16 protein-coding genes and 1 tRNA gene are annotated in these 16049 nt (G+C 61.6%); 7 read left to right on the forward strand and 10 right to left on the reverse strand.

Annotated features, from left to right (window positions below):
• Nucleotides 1–57: 57 nt before the first annotated feature.
• Genes ACK59Z_RS18025 through ACK59Z_RS18040 form a run of 4 tightly spaced genes read right to left on the reverse strand, consistent with a single transcriptional unit; the run spans nucleotide 58 to nucleotide 3031 of the window.
• Nucleotides 58–747, reverse strand: a complete 690-nt coding sequence (locus ACK59Z_RS18025) for an ABC transporter permease (RefSeq protein ID WP_019439073.1) — start codon at nucleotides 745–747, stop codon at nucleotides 58–60.
• Entirely contained in the window at nucleotides 747–1439 is a 693-nt protein-coding gene (locus ACK59Z_RS18030; protein ID WP_003255749.1) for an ABC transporter permease, read from the reverse strand. The genes ACK59Z_RS18025 and ACK59Z_RS18030 overlap by 1 nt, the downstream gene beginning before the upstream one ends.
• Before the next feature lie 54 nt (nucleotides 1440–1493).
• Complete coding sequence (locus tag ACK59Z_RS18035; protein ID WP_003255747.1) at nucleotides 1494–2246, reverse strand: ABC transporter substrate-binding protein; 753 nt, start codon at nucleotides 2244–2246, stop codon at nucleotides 1494–1496.
• An 11-nt stretch (nucleotides 2247–2257) separates the two neighbouring features.
• Nucleotides 2258–3031 carry an ABC transporter ATP-binding protein gene (locus ACK59Z_RS18040; RefSeq protein WP_003255746.1) on the reverse strand — a complete coding sequence of 258 codons (774 nt, stop codon included), beginning with the start codon at nucleotides 3029–3031 and terminating at the stop codon, nucleotides 2258–2260.
• A gap of 630 nt (nucleotides 3032–3661) precedes the next feature.
• Here ACK59Z_RS18040 and gabP point away from each other — a divergent pair.
• Nucleotides 3662–5047: a GABA permease gene (gabP, locus tag ACK59Z_RS18045; RefSeq protein WP_003255745.1), complete on the forward strand. Its 1386-nt coding sequence runs from the start codon at nucleotides 3662–3664 to the stop codon at nucleotides 5045–5047.
• A gap of 249 nt (nucleotides 5048–5296) precedes the next feature.
• Here gabP and ACK59Z_RS18050 read toward each other — a convergent pair whose 3' ends face one another.
• From ACK59Z_RS18050 to ACK59Z_RS18075, 6 genes are all read right to left on the reverse strand, one after another.
• Nucleotides 5297–5740: a hypothetical protein gene (locus ACK59Z_RS18050; protein WP_011953234.1), complete on the reverse strand. Its 444-nt coding sequence runs from the start codon at nucleotides 5738–5740 to the stop codon at nucleotides 5297–5299.
• Nucleotides 5741–5927: 187 nt separating this feature from the next.
• Entirely contained in the window at nucleotides 5928–6908 is a 981-nt protein-coding gene (gene ppk2 / locus ACK59Z_RS18055; protein ID WP_232891519.1) for a polyphosphate kinase 2, read from the reverse strand.
• Between the two features lie 170 nt (nucleotides 6909–7078).
• A tRNA-Phe gene (locus tag ACK59Z_RS18060) sits at nucleotides 7079–7154 on the reverse strand.
• Nucleotides 7155–7244: 90 nt separating this feature from the next.
• Nucleotides 7245–7517 carry an oxidative damage protection protein gene (locus tag ACK59Z_RS18065; RefSeq protein ID WP_003255742.1) on the reverse strand — a complete coding sequence of 91 codons (273 nt, stop codon included), beginning with the start codon at nucleotides 7515–7517 and terminating at the stop codon, nucleotides 7245–7247.
• Nucleotides 7514–8581, reverse strand: a complete 1068-nt coding sequence (mutY, locus tag ACK59Z_RS18070; RefSeq protein WP_003255741.1) for an A/G-specific adenine glycosylase — start codon at nucleotides 8579–8581, stop codon at nucleotides 7514–7516. Before mutY ends, ACK59Z_RS18065 begins: the two co-directional genes overlap by 4 nt.
• Nucleotides 8578–10824 (reverse strand): AsmA family protein, encoded by a 2247-nt coding sequence (locus ACK59Z_RS18075; protein ID WP_108191860.1) that lies wholly within the window; start codon nucleotides 10822–10824, stop codon nucleotides 8578–8580. Before ACK59Z_RS18075 ends, mutY begins: the two co-directional genes overlap by 4 nt.
• Nucleotides 10825–11092: 268 nt before the next feature.
• On the opposite strand from ACK59Z_RS18075, the gene ACK59Z_RS18080 reads away from it, so the two are divergent.
• From ACK59Z_RS18080 to hisF, 6 genes are all read left to right on the forward strand, one after another.
• Entirely contained in the window at nucleotides 11093–12754 is a 1662-nt protein-coding gene (locus ACK59Z_RS18080; RefSeq protein ID WP_003255739.1) for an OFA family MFS transporter, read from the forward strand.
• Nucleotides 12755–12939: 185 nt separating this feature from the next.
• Complete coding sequence (gene hisB / locus ACK59Z_RS18085; RefSeq protein ID WP_003255736.1) at nucleotides 12940–13533, forward strand: imidazoleglycerol-phosphate dehydratase HisB; 594 nt, start codon at nucleotides 12940–12942, stop codon at nucleotides 13531–13533.
• Nucleotides 13534–14172, forward strand: coding sequence for an imidazole glycerol phosphate synthase subunit HisH (hisH, locus tag ACK59Z_RS18090; RefSeq protein ID WP_003255735.1), 639 nt, complete (start codon nucleotides 13534–13536; stop codon nucleotides 14170–14172).
• The gene (locus ACK59Z_RS18095; RefSeq protein WP_003255734.1) at nucleotides 14173–14433 is read left to right on the forward strand and encodes a DUF2164 domain-containing protein; all 261 of its coding nucleotides are present in this window, start codon (nucleotides 14173–14175) and stop codon (nucleotides 14431–14433) included.
• 27 nt (nucleotides 14434–14460) lie between these two features.
• Nucleotides 14461–15198, forward strand: coding sequence for a 1-(5-phosphoribosyl)-5-[(5-phosphoribosylamino)methylideneamino]imidazole-4-carboxamide isomerase (hisA, locus tag ACK59Z_RS18100; RefSeq protein ID WP_108191859.1), 738 nt, complete (start codon nucleotides 14461–14463; stop codon nucleotides 15196–15198).
• Between the two features lie 10 nt (nucleotides 15199–15208).
• Nucleotides 15209–15979, forward strand: coding sequence for an imidazole glycerol phosphate synthase subunit HisF (gene hisF, locus ACK59Z_RS18105; protein ID WP_003255729.1), 771 nt, complete (start codon nucleotides 15209–15211; stop codon nucleotides 15977–15979).
• Nucleotides 15980–16049: the final 70 nt, after the last annotated feature.

Raw genomic sequence — 16049 nt, forward strand, 5'->3', positions numbered from 1 at the left:
GGTTCAGCATAGGCCTGTTGTAGGAGCGGGCGTGCCCGCGAAGAAGGCTAGGAGATGTCAGCGGCCTTGGCAGGCATCCACGCGCAACCAGCGCTCCAGCAGCTTGAAGCCTTGCACCAGCATGAACGAGATCACCAGGTAGAACACGCCTGCGGCGAAGAAGATCTCCACCGGCAGGTAGGTGCGGGCGATGATGGTACGGGCCATGCCGGTCAGCTCCAGCAGGGTCACGGTACTGGCCAGGGCACTGGCCTTGAGCATCAGGATCACTTCGTTGCTGTACGCCGGCAGGCCGATGCGCGCAGCGCGTGGCAGCATGATGTAGAACAGCGCTTTGCCACGCGACATGCCCAGCGCCCGTGCCGCTTCGATCTCACCTTTAGGGATCGCCTGCAGCGCGCCACGCAGGATCTCGGCAATGTACGCGGCGGTGTGCAGGGTCATGGTCAGCACCGTGCACCAGAACGGATCGCGCAGGTACGGCCACAGCGAACTGGAGCGCACCGCATCGAACTGCGCCAGGCCGTAATAGACCAGGAACAACTGCACCAGCAGCGGCGTGCCACGGAAGAAGAAGATGTAGCTGAACGGCACCGCGCGCACGTACCAGTGGCGCGAGGAACGGGCGATGCCCAGCGGGATGGCCAGGATCAACCCTGCAACCACGGCAATGGCCACCAGCTCCAGGGTCAGGACCGCACCCTCGGCCAGGCGTGGCAGCCATTTGAAGATGACTTCCCAATTCATTATTCAGCCCTCGCAAAGCCGCGAGCGGCGCGTTTTTCCATGAAATGCATACCGGTCATGGCAAGGACGGTCAGGCCCAGGTAGATGCAGGCCGCGACCATGTAGAAGGTGAACGGCTCTTTGGTCACGGTCACGCCAATTTGCGAGTGACGCATGATTTCTTCAAGGCCGATTACCGATACCAGGGCGGTGTCCTTCATCAGGATCATGAACAGGTTGCCAAGGCCGGGCAGGGCGATGCGCCACATCTGCGGCAGGATGATCCGCGAGAGGATGCGGCCCTTGGACAAGCCCAGCGCCAGGCCAGCTTCGCGGTGGCCTTTGGGGATCGCCAGGATAGCGCCACGGAACACTTCGGTGGCGTAGGCGCCAAAGCACAGGCCCAGGGCGATCACGCCCGCGGCGAAGGCGCTTAGCTCAAGGCCCGGCATGTTCAGGGCTTCGCCGAGGCTGTTCATGAGCCCGACGGTGCCGAAATAGATAAGCAGTACCCACAGCAGTTCGGGCACGCCGCGAACCAGGGTCGAGTAGAAGCCGCCAAGCCATTGCAGGGGCTTGAGCGGTGAGGTTTTGGCCAGGGCGCCGAGCAGGCCCAGGACCAGCCCCAGCAGCAAGGCGCAAAGCGCCAGTTTTACGGTCATCAGGGTGCCGGCCATCATGGCCGGACCGAATCCGTGCAGGTCGATATTCATGGGCAGGTCATTTTAGGGACTGGCGCGCCGCAAGGGCGCGCCGGTCAGGGCGGATCATTCGATGCTGAACGGGAAGTACTTGTCGTTGATTTTCTTGTACGTACCGTCGGCTTTGATTTCTGCCAGGGCTTTGTTCAGGTCGTCGCGCAGCTTGGTGTCACCTTTGCGCACGGCAATGCCGATCTTGTCGCTGTCCATCACCGGCTCGCCCTTGAACTCGAAGTTCGAGCCGTCTTTGCTTTTCAGCCACTCGTACTGCACGTACTTGTCGGCCAGGATGCCGTCGATACGACCGGAGACCAGGTCGAGGTAGGCGTTTTCCTGGGTGTCGTACAGCTTGACGTCGACGCCCTTGAAGTTGTCTTCAAGGTAGGTGCCGGCCAGGGTGGCGCGCTGGGTGCCGATGACCTTGCCTTTCAGCGACTCTTTGTCAGTCTTGAAGTCGACGTTTTTCGGCGCGATGAACTGCAGCTTGTTGGAGTAGTACGGCTCGGTGAAGTCCACAGCCTGCTTGCGTTCGTCGGTGATCGACAGCGACGACACCAGGAAGTCGAACTTCTTGGCGTTCAGGGCCGGGATGATGCCGTCCCAGTCGGAGGTAACGACCGAGCACTCGACTTTCATCTTGGCGCACAGGGCGTCGCCAATATCTTTGTCGAAGCCAACCACGTTACCGCTGGCATCCTTGTTGTTGAACGGTGGGTAGGCGGCTTCGATGCCCATGCGCAGTTTTTCTGCGGCCATGGCGTTTGCCGACATCACCAGCGTGGCAGCAGCTGCCAGGAGAAACTTCTTGTAGGTGTGCATGTATTGCTCCGTTAGCGGTGGCTGGACATGAATTGCTTGCAACGCGCCGAGGTCGGGTTTTCGAAGACCTGCTGCGGCGATCCCTGCTCTTCGACCAGGCCCTGGTGCAGGAAGACGACTTCACTGGACACATGGCGGGCAAAGCTCATCTCGTGCGTCACCAGCAGCATGGTACGGCCTTCTTCGGCCAATGCGCGGATAACGTTAAGCACTTCCTGGACCATTTCCGGATCGAGTGCCGATGTAGGCTCGTCGAACAGGATGACCTTGGGCTTCATGGCCAGGGTACGGGCAATGGCGGCGCGCTGTTGCTGGCCACCGGAAAGCTGGGCGGGGTAGCTGTGGCGTTTGTCGTAGATGCCGACCTTGTTCAGCAGCGCTTCGGCGGCTTCGATGGCCTCGGCCTTGCTTTGGCCGAGCACGCGGCGTGGCGCCTCGATGATGTTGTCGAGGATCGACATGTGCGGCCACAGGTTGAAATTCTGGAAGACAAAGCCGATTTCGCTGCGCAGGCGATTGATCTGGCGGTTGTCGGCTGCGATCAGGTCGCCATTCTTGGCAGCCTTGAGCTTGAGGGCTTCGCCGGCGACCAGGATTTCGCCCTGGTGCGGGTTCTCGAGCAGGTTGATGCAGCGCAGCAGGGTGGACTTGCCGGAGCCGGACGACCCCAGGATGGAGATCACGTCACCGTCGCGAGCGGTCAGCGAAATGCCCTTGAGAATTTCCTGCTCGCCGTAGCGTTTGTGCAAATTGCGGATTTCCAGCGCGGGCGTGGCCTGAGCCATGTGCGGTCCTCATGTGTTCGGGTGCGTTCCCAGCTGTTGGCGGCCTTCCTGGCGTGCGCCAAGCTAGCATAGCGGCATTATGACGGCCAACAGGGTCGCCGGGGACTGGGGGCGCTGGTGGGGCAGTTTGTCGCATCGCTACAGCGTAACGTCGCGCAGATGTCCGCGAAGGTGTCGCCCAACACCAGAGCCTTGATGAAAAAAGGCGCGATGGTGCCAGCTTTGGCCGGCGCATGGAAGCTGTTTTGACCCATTGGAGGGGTAAACCCGACCTTTTGCCAGTGCAAACGGGTTCACCACGAATGCCATATTGATGTCACAAGGTTGTACCCATGGGTTGCGCCTTTTGGCATTGCGTTGGTGCGTGGGTGTTACCGAGGAGCACCTTTGGTGCATTTGTAAGTGAGTATTTCAGTAATCCGATGATTTGATGCCCTTTCGGTCATGCAATGGCCGAAAGCCCTCCAAGCCGCATCCTAAAAGGCCTGCAGAATTTTCTGACGAGTGTATTCGGCATGTGGCGCGCTTATTGCCAGTTGGAAACCGCCGATTGCAGCGACGCCTGGGTCAACCCCTGGCGCGCTCTATACCCGCAGTCGGCGTGGTCCACTCCTTACAAAGGTAGTTTCAATGAGCGGTAACAATTCCAATGACCTCGCTCAGGGGCTCAAACAACGGCATGTGACCATGCTGTCCATCGCTGGCGTCATCGGTGCCGGCCTGTTCGTAGGCTCCGGCCACGCCATCGCAGCTGCCGGCCCAGCCGTGCTGCTGGCTTACGCTGCCGCCGGTACGCTGGTCGTGCTGGTCATGCGTATGCTGGGTGAAATGGCAGTCGCCTCGCCTGACACCGGTTCGTTCTCTACGTATGCCGACCGTGCCATCGGGCGCTGGGCCGGTTTCACCATCGGCTGGCTGTACTGGTGGTTCTGGGTGTTGGTAATTCCGCTGGAGGCCAACGCCGCCGCGGCCATTCTGCATGCCTGGTTCCCGGCGGTTGACCTGTGGGCGTTCTCCCTCATCATTACCCTGGCACTGACACTTACCAACCTGTGCAGCGTGAAGAACTACGGTGAGTTCGAGTTCTGGTTTGCCCTGCTCAAAGTGCTGGCGATCATCGGCTTCATCGCCGTGGGCTGTGCTGCCTTGTTCGGCTTTGTACCGAGCAGCCAAGTGAGCGGTGCCAGCCACCTGTTCGATACCCAAGGCTTCATGCCTAACGGCCTGGGCGCAGTGCTGGCAGCCATGCTGACCACCATGTTCTCGTTCATGGGTACCGAAATCGTCACCATCGCCGCTGCCGAGTCGAAGGACCCGGGCAAGCAGATCAGCCGTGCCACCAACTCGGTAATCTGGCGTATCTGCCTGTTCTACCTGGTGTCGATCTTCCTGGTCGTGGCCCTGGTGCCGTGGAACGACCCGGCCCTGGCCGAGACGGGCTCCTACCAGACCGTGCTGAGCCGTATTGGTGTGCCGAATGCCAAGCTGATCGTCGACATTGTTGTGCTGATTGCCGTGACCAGCTGTCTGAACTCGGCGCTGTACACTTCTTCGCGCATGTTGTTCTCGCTGAGCAAGCGTGGCGACGCCCCGGCCATCGCCCAACGCACCACCAAGGCGGCGACCCCGCACGTGGCGGTACTGCTGTCCACCGCAGCGGCATTCCTTTGCGTGTTCGCCAACTTCGTGGCACCGGCCCAGGTGTTCGAGTTCCTGCTGGCCAGCTCTGGCGCCATCGCGCTGCTGGTGTACCTGGTGATTGCCGTGTCGCAGCTGCGCATGCGCGCCCAGCGTGAAGCCCGCGGCGAGAAGATCACCTTCAAGATGTGGCTGTTCCCGGGCCTGACTTGGGCGACCATTGCCTTCATCGTTGCCATTCTGGTGGTGATGGCGCTGCGTGAGGATCACCGTGCGGAGATCATTGCGACTGCGTTGCTGAGTATTGGTGTGGTGGCGGCTGGCTTGCTGGTGCACCGCAAGCGCGAGGCTGCCGGGCGGGCGGCGCTGGACAGCTGATCCGCGCTGGCTGAAATGAGAAGGCCGCGCCCTGTGAAGGGTGCGGCCTTTTTTTGTTGCCTGTGATGGCCCTTTCGTGGGCAAGCCCGCAGGTTCGCCACAGGCCCGTAGGAGCGGGTTTACCCGCGAAAGGGCCGGGCCTGCTGGCCAATTTCCCTGGCGAATCACCGTCGCAGCCGCCATCGTATTCGCGGGTAAACCCGCTCCTACAGGGGCCGCGCGGAGGCCACAACGGGTTACATGGCCCTGTCAGCCAAACTGCTTCTGCTGTTGCTGCTGCTTGGCCACGAGTTCGGAAGCAGCGATATAGGCGTCCTGGAACTCATCACTCTCCAACCAGGCCATGGTGGTCTCTTCGTCAGCGCCGTCCAGCCATTTGCGGTAGGCGTTGAACACCAGCACGATGTAGTCGGTGGCGTGTTCTTCCTTGTGCCCCTTGAGCACCAGGGCGAGCAGCGGATCCACCAGGAACACCGAGATCATTGGCACCAGGCCGCCTTCCTGGGCTTCCTTCATCTTGTTGAACATCGCGTCATAGCTGCCCGACTCCATGGCCTTTTTATACACCTGCTCGACGCTGGCGCTGTCGCCGGCGCTGGCCTTGACCGCTTGGCCGCTGCGTACCATGCGGTTCTGCTTGGCCTTGCTGGCGGCGCGCTTGGCGCGTTTCTGTTGCTTGGTAGGGGTGGCCATGGGGAAATCCTTGGGTGTGTCTGAAAGTGCGCGTATTGAAGCGCAATTGCACGATAAACCCAAGCAACGCTCCTGAGCGCTGCAGCTTAGTGAGACGTCTGTGGGAGACATCTCCAGATGATGCTGGCCGAGGGCCCTACGCAGCTTCTCTCCCACTGCCAGCCATGCTGGCCGGCATACCGAGCCTTCAGGTGGCCAGCTGCGGAGTCTCGTCTTCTTCGAAGCCGTGTGAAGCTCGGCCTACCAGCAGAGGGTCGGGTGCATGTGCCACCCGAGGGTCTTTGCCTGGGTAGTCCAGCGAATGCAGGAAGTGCCGGATGCAGTTGATCCGCGCCCGCTTCTTGTCATCGGACTTGATCACCGTCCACGGCGCATCGGCTGTATCGGTATGGAAGAACATCGCCTCTTTGGCCGAAGTGTAGTCCTCCCACTTGTCCAGCGACTTGATGTCGATGGGCGACAGCTTCCAGTGCTTGAGCGGGTCGTCCCGGCGCGAAATGAAGCGTCGCAACTGCTCTTCGCGGTTCACCGAAAACCAGTACTTGAACAGCAGGATGCCACTGTTGCACAGCATGCGCTCCAGGTCTGGGGCCTGACGCATGAATTCCAGGTATTGCAGTGGCGTGCAGAAGTCCATCACCTTCTCAACCCCGGCACGGTTGTACCAGGAGCGGTCGAAGAACACCATTTCACCCTCCGTGGGCAGGTGCTGGATGTAGCGCTGGAAGTACCACTGGCCTTTCTCCTGCTCGGAAGGCTTCTCCAGGGCGACAATGCGCGCACCGCGTGGGTTGAGGTGCTCCATGAAGCGCTTGATGGTGCCGCCTTTGCCTGCGGCATCGCGCCCTTCGAACAGGATCACCACACGCTGGCCGGTTTCCTTCACCCAGCTCTGTACCTTTAGCAGCTCGATCTGCAATGCATGCTTGGCCTTGTCGTAGTCCTGGCGGCGCAGGCGGGTGCGGTAAGGGTAGCTGGCCGGCAGGCGTGCCGAGGTGCTGTCTTCGTTGCTGCCTTTGGGGGCGGTGGCAACTTCCAGTGCTGCGGGTTGCTGGCTGATGCGGGTTATTGTCGGCTCCGGCTTGCGCTGGCGTGTGCGGCGTGTGCGGATCGGTGCGGTGGTGGGTTCGCTGGGGGCGGGGAGCAGGAGGGGGGATTCTTCGCTCATGGAGGGCCTTGCTAGTCGATACGGATGTCCGTTTTCGATTATGAAGGTGAACGAATGATGGCTATTTGATGCTGATCAATGCGAAAAAATCACAGGCAACAAAAAACCCGCACTAGGCGGGTTTCTTGTTGTCGCTTCGGGTAACTTTGCAACCACCAGAAGCTTGAAGGTGGTGCCCAGAGACGGAGTCGAACCGCCGACACGAGGATTTTCAATCCTCTGCTCTACCGACTGAGCTATCTGGGCGACGAGGTGAATTAAATAGATTTCCGGACCGCTCGTCAACGACTTTTTGAAAAAATTTTAAATTAATTCCGTCGCTTACGTTTTTTGGGGTCATTCGGCCGGTGGAACGTAGCCTTCGGCCTGGGCGTATTCTTCGCCGGCGAAAAACTTGTCCATCTCAGCCTGGAGGAATTTGCGGTCCTCGGCGTTCATCATGTTCAGGCGCTTCTCGTTGATCAGCATGGTCTGGTGCTTCTGCCAGTCGGCCCAGGCTTTCTGCGAGATGTGTTCGAAGATGTCCTGGCCCTTGGCACCGGGATAGGGCGGGCGTTCCAGGCCTGGCAGTTCTTCTTGGTATTTGCGGCACATCACGGTGCGGGTCATCGGGCGTCTCCTGCAATCAGTTCGTCGGTCGCGCGTTCAAGCAGCTTTTTCACCGGAGCGGCGAGGCCCAGGCGCGGCGGGGTGGCGAGGTTATACCAGAGCCAGTCGGCCTCGACCACGTGCTCGCCGACCGGGTCGACGCGCACGAGCCAAGGCTCGATCGCCAGCTGGAAGTGGCTGAAGGTGTGGGTCAGGCCGTCCATGGCGTGGCGGCCAGCCAGGCGCAGGCCGTGCTGGTAGGCCAGGTCGTCGAGCTGGGCGATGTCGTCCAGCTCCGGGAGGCTCCACAAACCACCCCACAGGCCGCTGGAGGGGCGGCGGTAAAGCAGGATGGCGCCTTCGTGGTTGGCCAGCAGTGGCATCAGTGTGCGCCGTTGCGGCAGCGCCTTGCGCGGTTTGGGCTCTGGGTAGCGGGTTTCTTCGCCGTGCAGGTGCGCTTCGCAGCCGCGCTGCAACGGGCAGATCAGGCAACTGGGCTTGCTGCGCGTGCACAGCGTGGCGCCCATGTCCATCATCGCCTGGGTGTAGTGGTTGGCGCGTTGTTGCGGGGTAAAGCGCTCGGCAGTGGCCCATAGCTGGTTGGCAACCTTGGGTTCGCCGGGGTAGCCAGCCTGGGCGGTGTAGCGTGCCAGCACGCGCTTGACGTTGCCGTCGAGGATCGGTGCGCGGATGCCCATGCTGATGCTGGCGATGGCGCCGGCAGTGGAGCGGCCAATGCCGGGCAGCTCGGTAAGCTGCTCGACGCTGCGCGGGAATTCGCCGCCATGTTGCTCGACGACGACCTTGGCGGCCTTTTGCAGGTTGCGTGCGCGGGTGTAGTAACCCAGGCCCGTCCACAGGTGCAGCACTTCGTCCTCCGGTGCCTCGGCCAGGGCTTGCACGGTTGGCAGGGCCTGCATGAAGCGGTCGAAGTAGTTGAGCACGGTGCTGACCTGGGTCTGCTGCAACATGATTTCCGACACCCACACCCGGTACGGCGTGATGCCCTGTTGCCAGGGCAGGTCGTGCCGGCCGTGCTCGTCATACCAGTCCAGCACTGCGCTGGAGAACTGCTCGGGGCTCATCGCTTGAACAGCCCCTTGAGCGCGTCTTTCAGTTCCGGGCTCACTTTGTCTCCAAGTTTTTCATCAAGCTTTTCATCGATCTTGTCCTTCAGGCGGTTGCCGGCCAGTTTGGCGGCAACCTTACCCAGGCCGTTCTGGTCCAGGCGGCAGGCCTTTGCGCCGAGTTCCAGCGGACCACGGCAGCGCAGGGGTACTTCAACACCTACATAACGTTCGTTGACCTGGCAGGCCGGGTCCGGCATGGCACGCTGGTCGCCTTCGACGACTACACCGACGTTGTAGTCCATGCCCAGCACGCGCAGGTCGAGGTCACCATGGCCATTGACGGTGAGGCCCGGGATGCGCGCCTTGAGGTCCGGGTTGCTGGCGACGCCATTGCGTACTACCAGGCTGCCGCGCAGTTCCTGGAACGGGGTGTCCTTGCCGCGTGGTTCGCTGCTCAGCGTCTTGCGATTGAGCGTGGCGATGGCCTGGCACAGCTGCTGTTCCAGGTTGGCATTGACCAGCACGCCATCGTTGATGGCGAAGTTTGCGCTGCCGTTCAGGGTGTCGACCAGTGCCTTCTGGCTGTTACCGGTGGCTGTCAGATCACTGGTCAGGGTCAGCAGGCCCTTGACCGGCGGCGTCTGTTCCTTGCCTTCGGCCTTGATGAAGTGTTCCACCGGCACCCGCTGGATATTGGTGTTCACACCCAGCTGTGGCACGGCAGGGCGAACGTCGACCGTACCCTTGGCTTCGAAGGTGCCGTTGTACAGCGCTCCGCGCAAGGTTTGCAGGGTCAGCAGGCCGCCTTGGCCAACGGCCTTGAGCTGGGCGTCCTCGATCGGCAGCTTGTCCAGGGTCAACGAGCCGAAGGCCAGGTCTGCCTGCAGGTCGAGGGCGCGCAGACGGTCGACCGGCAGCAGCTTGTCGTCGCTCCATGCCACGTGTGTTGGGGCGTTGGGCAGTGGTGTGGTGCCAGCACCGGCTACGGCGCTGGCCTCTTGTTGCTTGACCTCGGCCTGGCGCGCAGCGGTGGCGCCCTTGGCTTCTTCGCTCTTGGCTGGCAGGTAGCGGTCGGCGTCGAAGGTGTCGCCCTTAAGCTGCAGGCGCAGGGCTTGTTTGGCGAAATCTTCGACGGCCACGCGGCCGCTGAAGGTGCTGTCGTCCAGCTTCACCGCCAGGTCTTCCAGGGCCAGGCTGCTGGGCGTGCCCTGCAGGCGAGTCACCAGCTCCAGCTTGGCGAAGGCGGCCGGGTCGTTGGTGGCCGGCAGCGGGTGGCCAATGCTTTCAAGGAAGGCGCGCAGGTTGAACTGGGCGATGGACAGGCCGCCGCTCAGCTGGGGTGCTTTGTCCAGATCACGCAGGTTCAGCTCACCGAGGGCGCGCAGTTGGTTGGCCGAGACTTTCAGGCCGTTCCACGAGGCGACATTGGCGGCCAGGTCGACCAGCAGTTGGCCTTGGGCGGCGAAGGTCACGGTCTTGCCGCCGGTAGGCTCACCCGAGGTCTCGCCCGACAGGCGCATGTCTTCGAAGTTGTAGCGCTTGAGCTTGCGGTCGAAGCGCAATTCGCCGGCCAGCTCGGTACGGGCTTTGATGCTCGGCTGGCTGGCGCTGACGAAGGCGCTGGCCTTGAGCGGGATGTTTGCGCCTTCATGGACCGGGCCGGTGCTCAGCTGGATGCTCTCGGCGCTGTAATTTTGGCCGGTCTTGGCATCGGTGTACTGCACGCGGGCGTTGTTCACGGTCAGGCTGTCGATGTCCAGCTTGATGGCGCGGTCGTTGCTGTCGGTGGTCGCAGGCGCCTGCTCGGCAGGTGCCTGTGCCTGTGCATCGGTGCCTGCGCCATTTTGCGCGGGTAGCGGCTTGCCGATGTCCTCCCAGTTGCCATGGCCCTGTTCGTCACGCGCCAGGGTCAGGTTCAGGCCCTCGACACGTACGTCGCTCATTTGCACTTCGCGGCGCAGCAGCGGCAGCACACGGACTGAAAGGCCAAGCATCTGCAGGTCGGCGAACGGTTCCTTGGGTTTGTTCAAGGTAGCGATGCTGGCTTCGTGCAGCTCCAGACCCAGCCACGGGAACAGGCTCCAGCCGATGTCACCATTGAGGGTCAGTTCGACGTGGGCCTTGTCGCGTGCCAGCTGGCGAATCTCGTCTTTGTAGTCGTTGGGATCAAAGAGGTGGGTCAGGGCGAAGCCCAGCGCCACGATGATCAGCAGTAACCCGAGAAGCCCCAGTCCCAGGATTTTGCCGAACGCTTTCATGGGCGAGTCCTTTTAGTCCGTTAGTGAGTTCAGGCGGCAGAGTATAACGCTGTAGCGGTTACCCCTGCTTGTACGACTAGAGATGTAGAAAATTCCTACGCCTGCATCAGAGGGTACGGCTTTCGACAGCTTAATACTGAGCATTTGCCGGGGACATGACCGATTCAGTTAGGCAAAAATGGACGATGGCAGATTGCTTTCATGCTGCTTGATGCTGCTACCCTTGCGCCGCTTCGCGAGCACCCTCCCTATAACAAGGATCAGATTCATGACCAGTACCGTCGCGACGGGAAGCTCGGCCAGTGAGCCAGGCTTCCTGTCGAAGGAACGCATAATCGCCCGCCCGGGCTTCAACCGCTGGCTGGTCCCGCCAGCTGCCTTGGCCATTCACCTGTGCATCGGTATGGCCTACGGCTTCTCGGTATTCTGGCTGCCCTTGTCGCAAGCCCTGGGGATCACCGCCCCCGTCGCCTGTGCGGCAGACATGGGCTTCATGGCCCGGATGTTCAGCGCCGAATGCGACTGGCCAATCTCGATGCTGAGCTGGATCTACACCCTGTTCTTCGTCTTCCTCGGTTGCTCGGCGGCGGTGCTGGGCGGCTGGCTGGAGCACGCCGGGCCGCGCAAGGCTGGCCTGGTGTCGGCCTTGTGCTGGTGCGGTGGCATGCTACTTTCGGCGATAGGTGTGAAAACCCATCAATTGTGGCTGATGTGGCTTGGCTCCGGCGTGATTGGCGGTATCGGCCTGGGCCTGGGCTACATCTCACCCGTGTCGACCTTGATCAAGTGGTTCCCGGACAAACGCGGCATGGCCACCGGTATGGCGATCATGGGCTTCGGCGGCGGGGCCATGGTCGGGGCGCCGCTGGCCACCGCGCTTATGGGGCATTTTGGCAATGAGCACGAAGTTGGCGTATGGCAGAGCTTTGTCGCCATGGCGGCGATCTACTTTGTGTTCATGACCGCTGGCGCCCTGGCGTATCGCGTACCACCGACCGGCTGGAAGCCTGAAGGCTGGGCTGCGCCGTTGAAGAATGCCAGTAACGCCATGGTCACCGACCGCCACGTGCACGTCAGTGTGGCCTGGAAGACCCCGCAGTTCGCGCTGATCTGGCTGGTGCTGTGCCTGAACGTGTCGGCGGGCATCGGCATTTTGGGCATGGCGTCACCGCTGCTGCAGGAAGTGTTCGCCGGTAAGTTACTGGGCAACGAACTGACCTTCAGCCAGCTGAGCACTGCGCAGTTGGCGCAGATTGCCGCGATCGCCGCCGGCTTTACCGGCCTGCTGAGCCTGTTCAACATTGGCGGCCGGTTCTTCTGGGCATCGTTCTCCGACTACATCGGCCGCAAGAACACCTACTTTGCCTTCTTCGCCTTGGGCGTGGGCTTGTACAGCCTTGTGCCGAACATGGGGCACCTGGGCAACGTGGCACTTTTCGTGGCAGCGTTCTGCATCATTCTGTCGATGTATGGCGGTGGTTTTGCAACGGTGCCGGCCTACCTGGCCGACCTGTTCGGCACGCAGATGGTGGGTGCCATCCATGGCCGCCTGCTGACCGCCTGGGCGGCAGCGGGGGTGCTGGGGCCGGTGCTGATCACCTACCTGCGCGAGTATCAACTGGCAGCAGGCGTGGAGCGGGCGGCGGCTTATGACATGACCTTGTACATCCTCGCGGGTCTGCTGGTGCTGGGCTTTATCTGCAACATGCTGGTGCGCCCGGTGGCCGACAAGCACTTCATGAGTGATGCCGAACTGGCGGCCGAGCGCGCGTTGAGCCATGACAAGGGCGCCGATGGGGCGCGGTCGCTGGAGTGGAAGGCGGCGCCAGGCAGCCTGCCACTGGTGCTGCTGGCCTGGGCGGTGGTGGTTGTGCCGTTGGCCTGGGGTGTTTGGGTGACCTTGCAAAAGACCGCTGTGCTGTTCTATTGATCAGGGGGGGCGCGTGTTGCGCCCCTTTCGCCGCTGCAGGAGCGGGCTGCTGTGGTTGTATAGACCTGTAGCAGCATCCAGCCCGCGTAAAACCTGGCTTTGCCATATGTCATGCGCGTTTCAAGCTGGCGCGTTCTGGGCCTATAATGAAACCCTTTTCGCCCAATGATTTTGCGGAGCTGGTGATGGTCGAACGTAAGGCTTCCGTCGAGCGCAATACCCTGGAAACCCAGGTCAAGTGCTCGATCAACCTCGATGGCAGTGGCAAGGCCCGATTCGATATCGGTGTGCCTTTCCTTGAACACATGCTGGACCAGATCGCCCGCCATGGGCTGATCGATCTGGATATCGAGTGCAAGGGTGACACGCATATCGACGATCACCATACCGTCGAAGACGTCGGCATCACCCTGGGCATGGCATTCGCCCAAGCTATCGGTGACAAGAAAGGTATCTTCCGCTACGGCCACGCCTACGTGCCGCTGGACGAAGCGCTGTCACGCGTGGTCATCGACTTCTCTGGCCGCCCAGGCCTGCAGATGCACGTGCCGTATACCCGTGCAAGCGTTGGCGGTTTCGATGTCGACCTGTTTCAGGAGTTTTTCCAGGGCTTCGTCAACCACGCCCTGGTAACCCTGCACATCGACAACCTGCGTGGTCACAACACCCACCACCAGATCGAAACCGTATTCAAGGCTTTCGGCCGTGCCCTGCGCATGGCCATCACCCTCGACGAGCGTATGGCCGGGCAGATGCCTTCCACCAAAGGGTGCCTGTAAATGCAAACGGTAGCCGTAATCGACTATGGCATGGGTAACCTGCACTCGGTGGCCAAGGCGCTTGAGCACGTAGGTGCCGGTAAAGTGCTGGTGACCAGCGATGCCTCGGTGATCCGCGAGGCCGACCGTGTGGTGTTCCCGGGCGTGGGCGCGATTCGCGACTGCATGGCCGAAATCCGCCGCCTGGGCTTCGACAGCCTGGTGCGCGAAGTCAGCCAGGACCGCCCGTTCCTCGGCATCTGCGTCGGTATGCAGGCGCTGCTCGAGCACAGTGAGGAAAACAACGGCGTCGACTGCATTGGCCTGTTCCCTGGCCAGGTGCGCTTTTTCGGCAAAGACCTGCAAGAAGAGGGCGAGCACCTGAAGGTGCCGCACATGGGCTGGAACGAAGTCAGCCAGACCATCGACCACCCGCTGTGGCATGACATCCCTGACCGCGCACGTTTCTACTTCGTGCACAGCTACTACATCAATGCCGGCAAGCCGGGCCAGGTGGTGGGACGCGGTCACTATGGCGTCGATTTCGCCGCAGCGCTGGCCGACGGTTCGCGTTTTGCCGTGCAGTTCCACCCGGAGAAGAGCCATACCCATGGCCTGCAGCTGCTGCAGAACTTCATCGCCTGGGACGGGCGCTGGTAAATGAGCAGGTCGAAGACCAAGGCCCCGACCATCACCCTGGCCCCCGAGCAGGAGCGCGAAGCGCTCGATACCTTGAAGCGTTTTCTCGAAGACCGCTTCGAGCTGCAGTTGGGGTCGTTCGAGGTGGCCGAGGTCCTCGAGCTGTTCAGCAAAGAGATTGCACCCCATTACTACAACAGGGCGATTGCCGATGTTCAGCTGCACCTCAAGGAGCGGTTCGAGAGCATCGAAAGCGACCTGTGGGCACTCGAGAAGCCCTGAAACCCAACAAATAGACAGGTTCCCAAGATGCTGATTATCCCCGCTATCGATCTGAAGGACGGTGCTTGCGTGCGCCTGCGCCAGGGCCGCATGGAAGACTCTACGGTATTTTCCGACGACCCGGTGAGCATGGCCGCCAAGTGGGTCGAGGGTGGCTGCCGCCGCCTGCACCTGGTCGACCTCAACGGCGCCTTCGAAGGCCAGCCGGTCAATGGTGAAGTGGTTACCGCCATCGCCAAGCGCTACCCGAACCTGCCGATCCAGATCGGCGGCGGTATCCGTTCGCTGGAAACCATCGAACACTACGTCAAGGCTGGCGTCAGCTACGTGATCATTGGCACCAAGGCCGTCAAGCAGCCCGAGTTCGTCGCTGAAGCGTGCAAAGCCTTCCCAGGCAAGGTCATCGTCGGCCTGGACGCCAAGGACGGTTTCGTCGCCACCGACGGTTGGGCCGAAGTGAGCTCGGTGCAGGTCATCGACCTGGCCAAGCGTTTCGAGGCCGATGGCGTCTCGGCGATCGTCTACACCGACATCGCAAAGGACGGCATGATGCAGGGCTGCAACGTGCCCTTCACCAAGGCACTGGCTGAAGCCACCCGTATCCCGGTGATCGCCTCGGGCGGCATTCACAACCTGGGCGACATCAAGGCGCTGCTGGACGCCAAGGCCCCGGGCATCATCGGCGCCATCACCGGCCGTGCCATCTACGAAGGCACCCTGGATGTTGCTGAGGCCCAGGCCTTCTGTGACAACTACCAAGCCTGAGGACTGAACCATGGCACTGGCCAAGCGCATTATCCCTTGCCTGGACGTGGACAACGGCCGGGTGGTCAAGGGCGTCAAGTTCGAGAACATCCGTGATGCCGGCGACCCGGTGGAAATCGCCCGTCGCTACGACGAGCAAGGTGCTGACGAAATCACCTTTCTCGACATCACCGCCAGCGTCGATGGCCGCGACACCACTTTGCATACCGTCGAGCGCATGGCCAGCCAGGTGTTCATCCCGCTGACGGTAGGGGGTGGCGTGCGGACCGTGCAGGACATCCGCAACCTGCTCAACGCCGGTGCCGACAAGGTCTCGATCAACACCGCCGCGGTGTTCAACCCAGAGTTTGTTGGCGAGGCGGCGGACCGTTTCGGTTCGCAGTGCATCGTTGTCGCCATCGATGCCAAGAAAGTGTCCGGGCCAGGTGAAGCGCCGCGCTGGGAGATTTTCACTCACGGCGGGCGCAAACCGACCGGGCTGGATGCAGTCGAGTGGGCGAAGAAGATGGAAGGCCTGGGCGCTGGCGAGATCTTGCTGACCAGCATGGACCAAGACGGCATGAAGAACGGCTTCGACCTGGGCGTTACCCGCGCTATCAGTGATGCGCTGGGGATTCCGGTGATTGCCTCGGGGGGTGTGGGTAACCTGCAGCACTTGGCTGACGGCATTCTGGAAGGGCATGCCAGCGCGGTGCTGGCGGCCAGCATCTTCCACTTTGGCGAGTACACAGTGCCTGAAGCCAAGGCTTACATGGCTTCGCGCGGGATCGTCGTTCGCTGATCCATTGATCGGGGCTGCTTTGCAGCCCTTCGCGGGCACGCCCGCTCCCACAGAGATCTCAGCAAACCTG

Origin of the sequence: Pseudomonas sp. KCJK9058, from assembly GCF_046230975.1 — a bacterium.
Classification (GTDB): Bacteria; Pseudomonadota; Gammaproteobacteria; order Pseudomonadales; family Pseudomonadaceae; genus Aquipseudomonas; species Aquipseudomonas alloputida.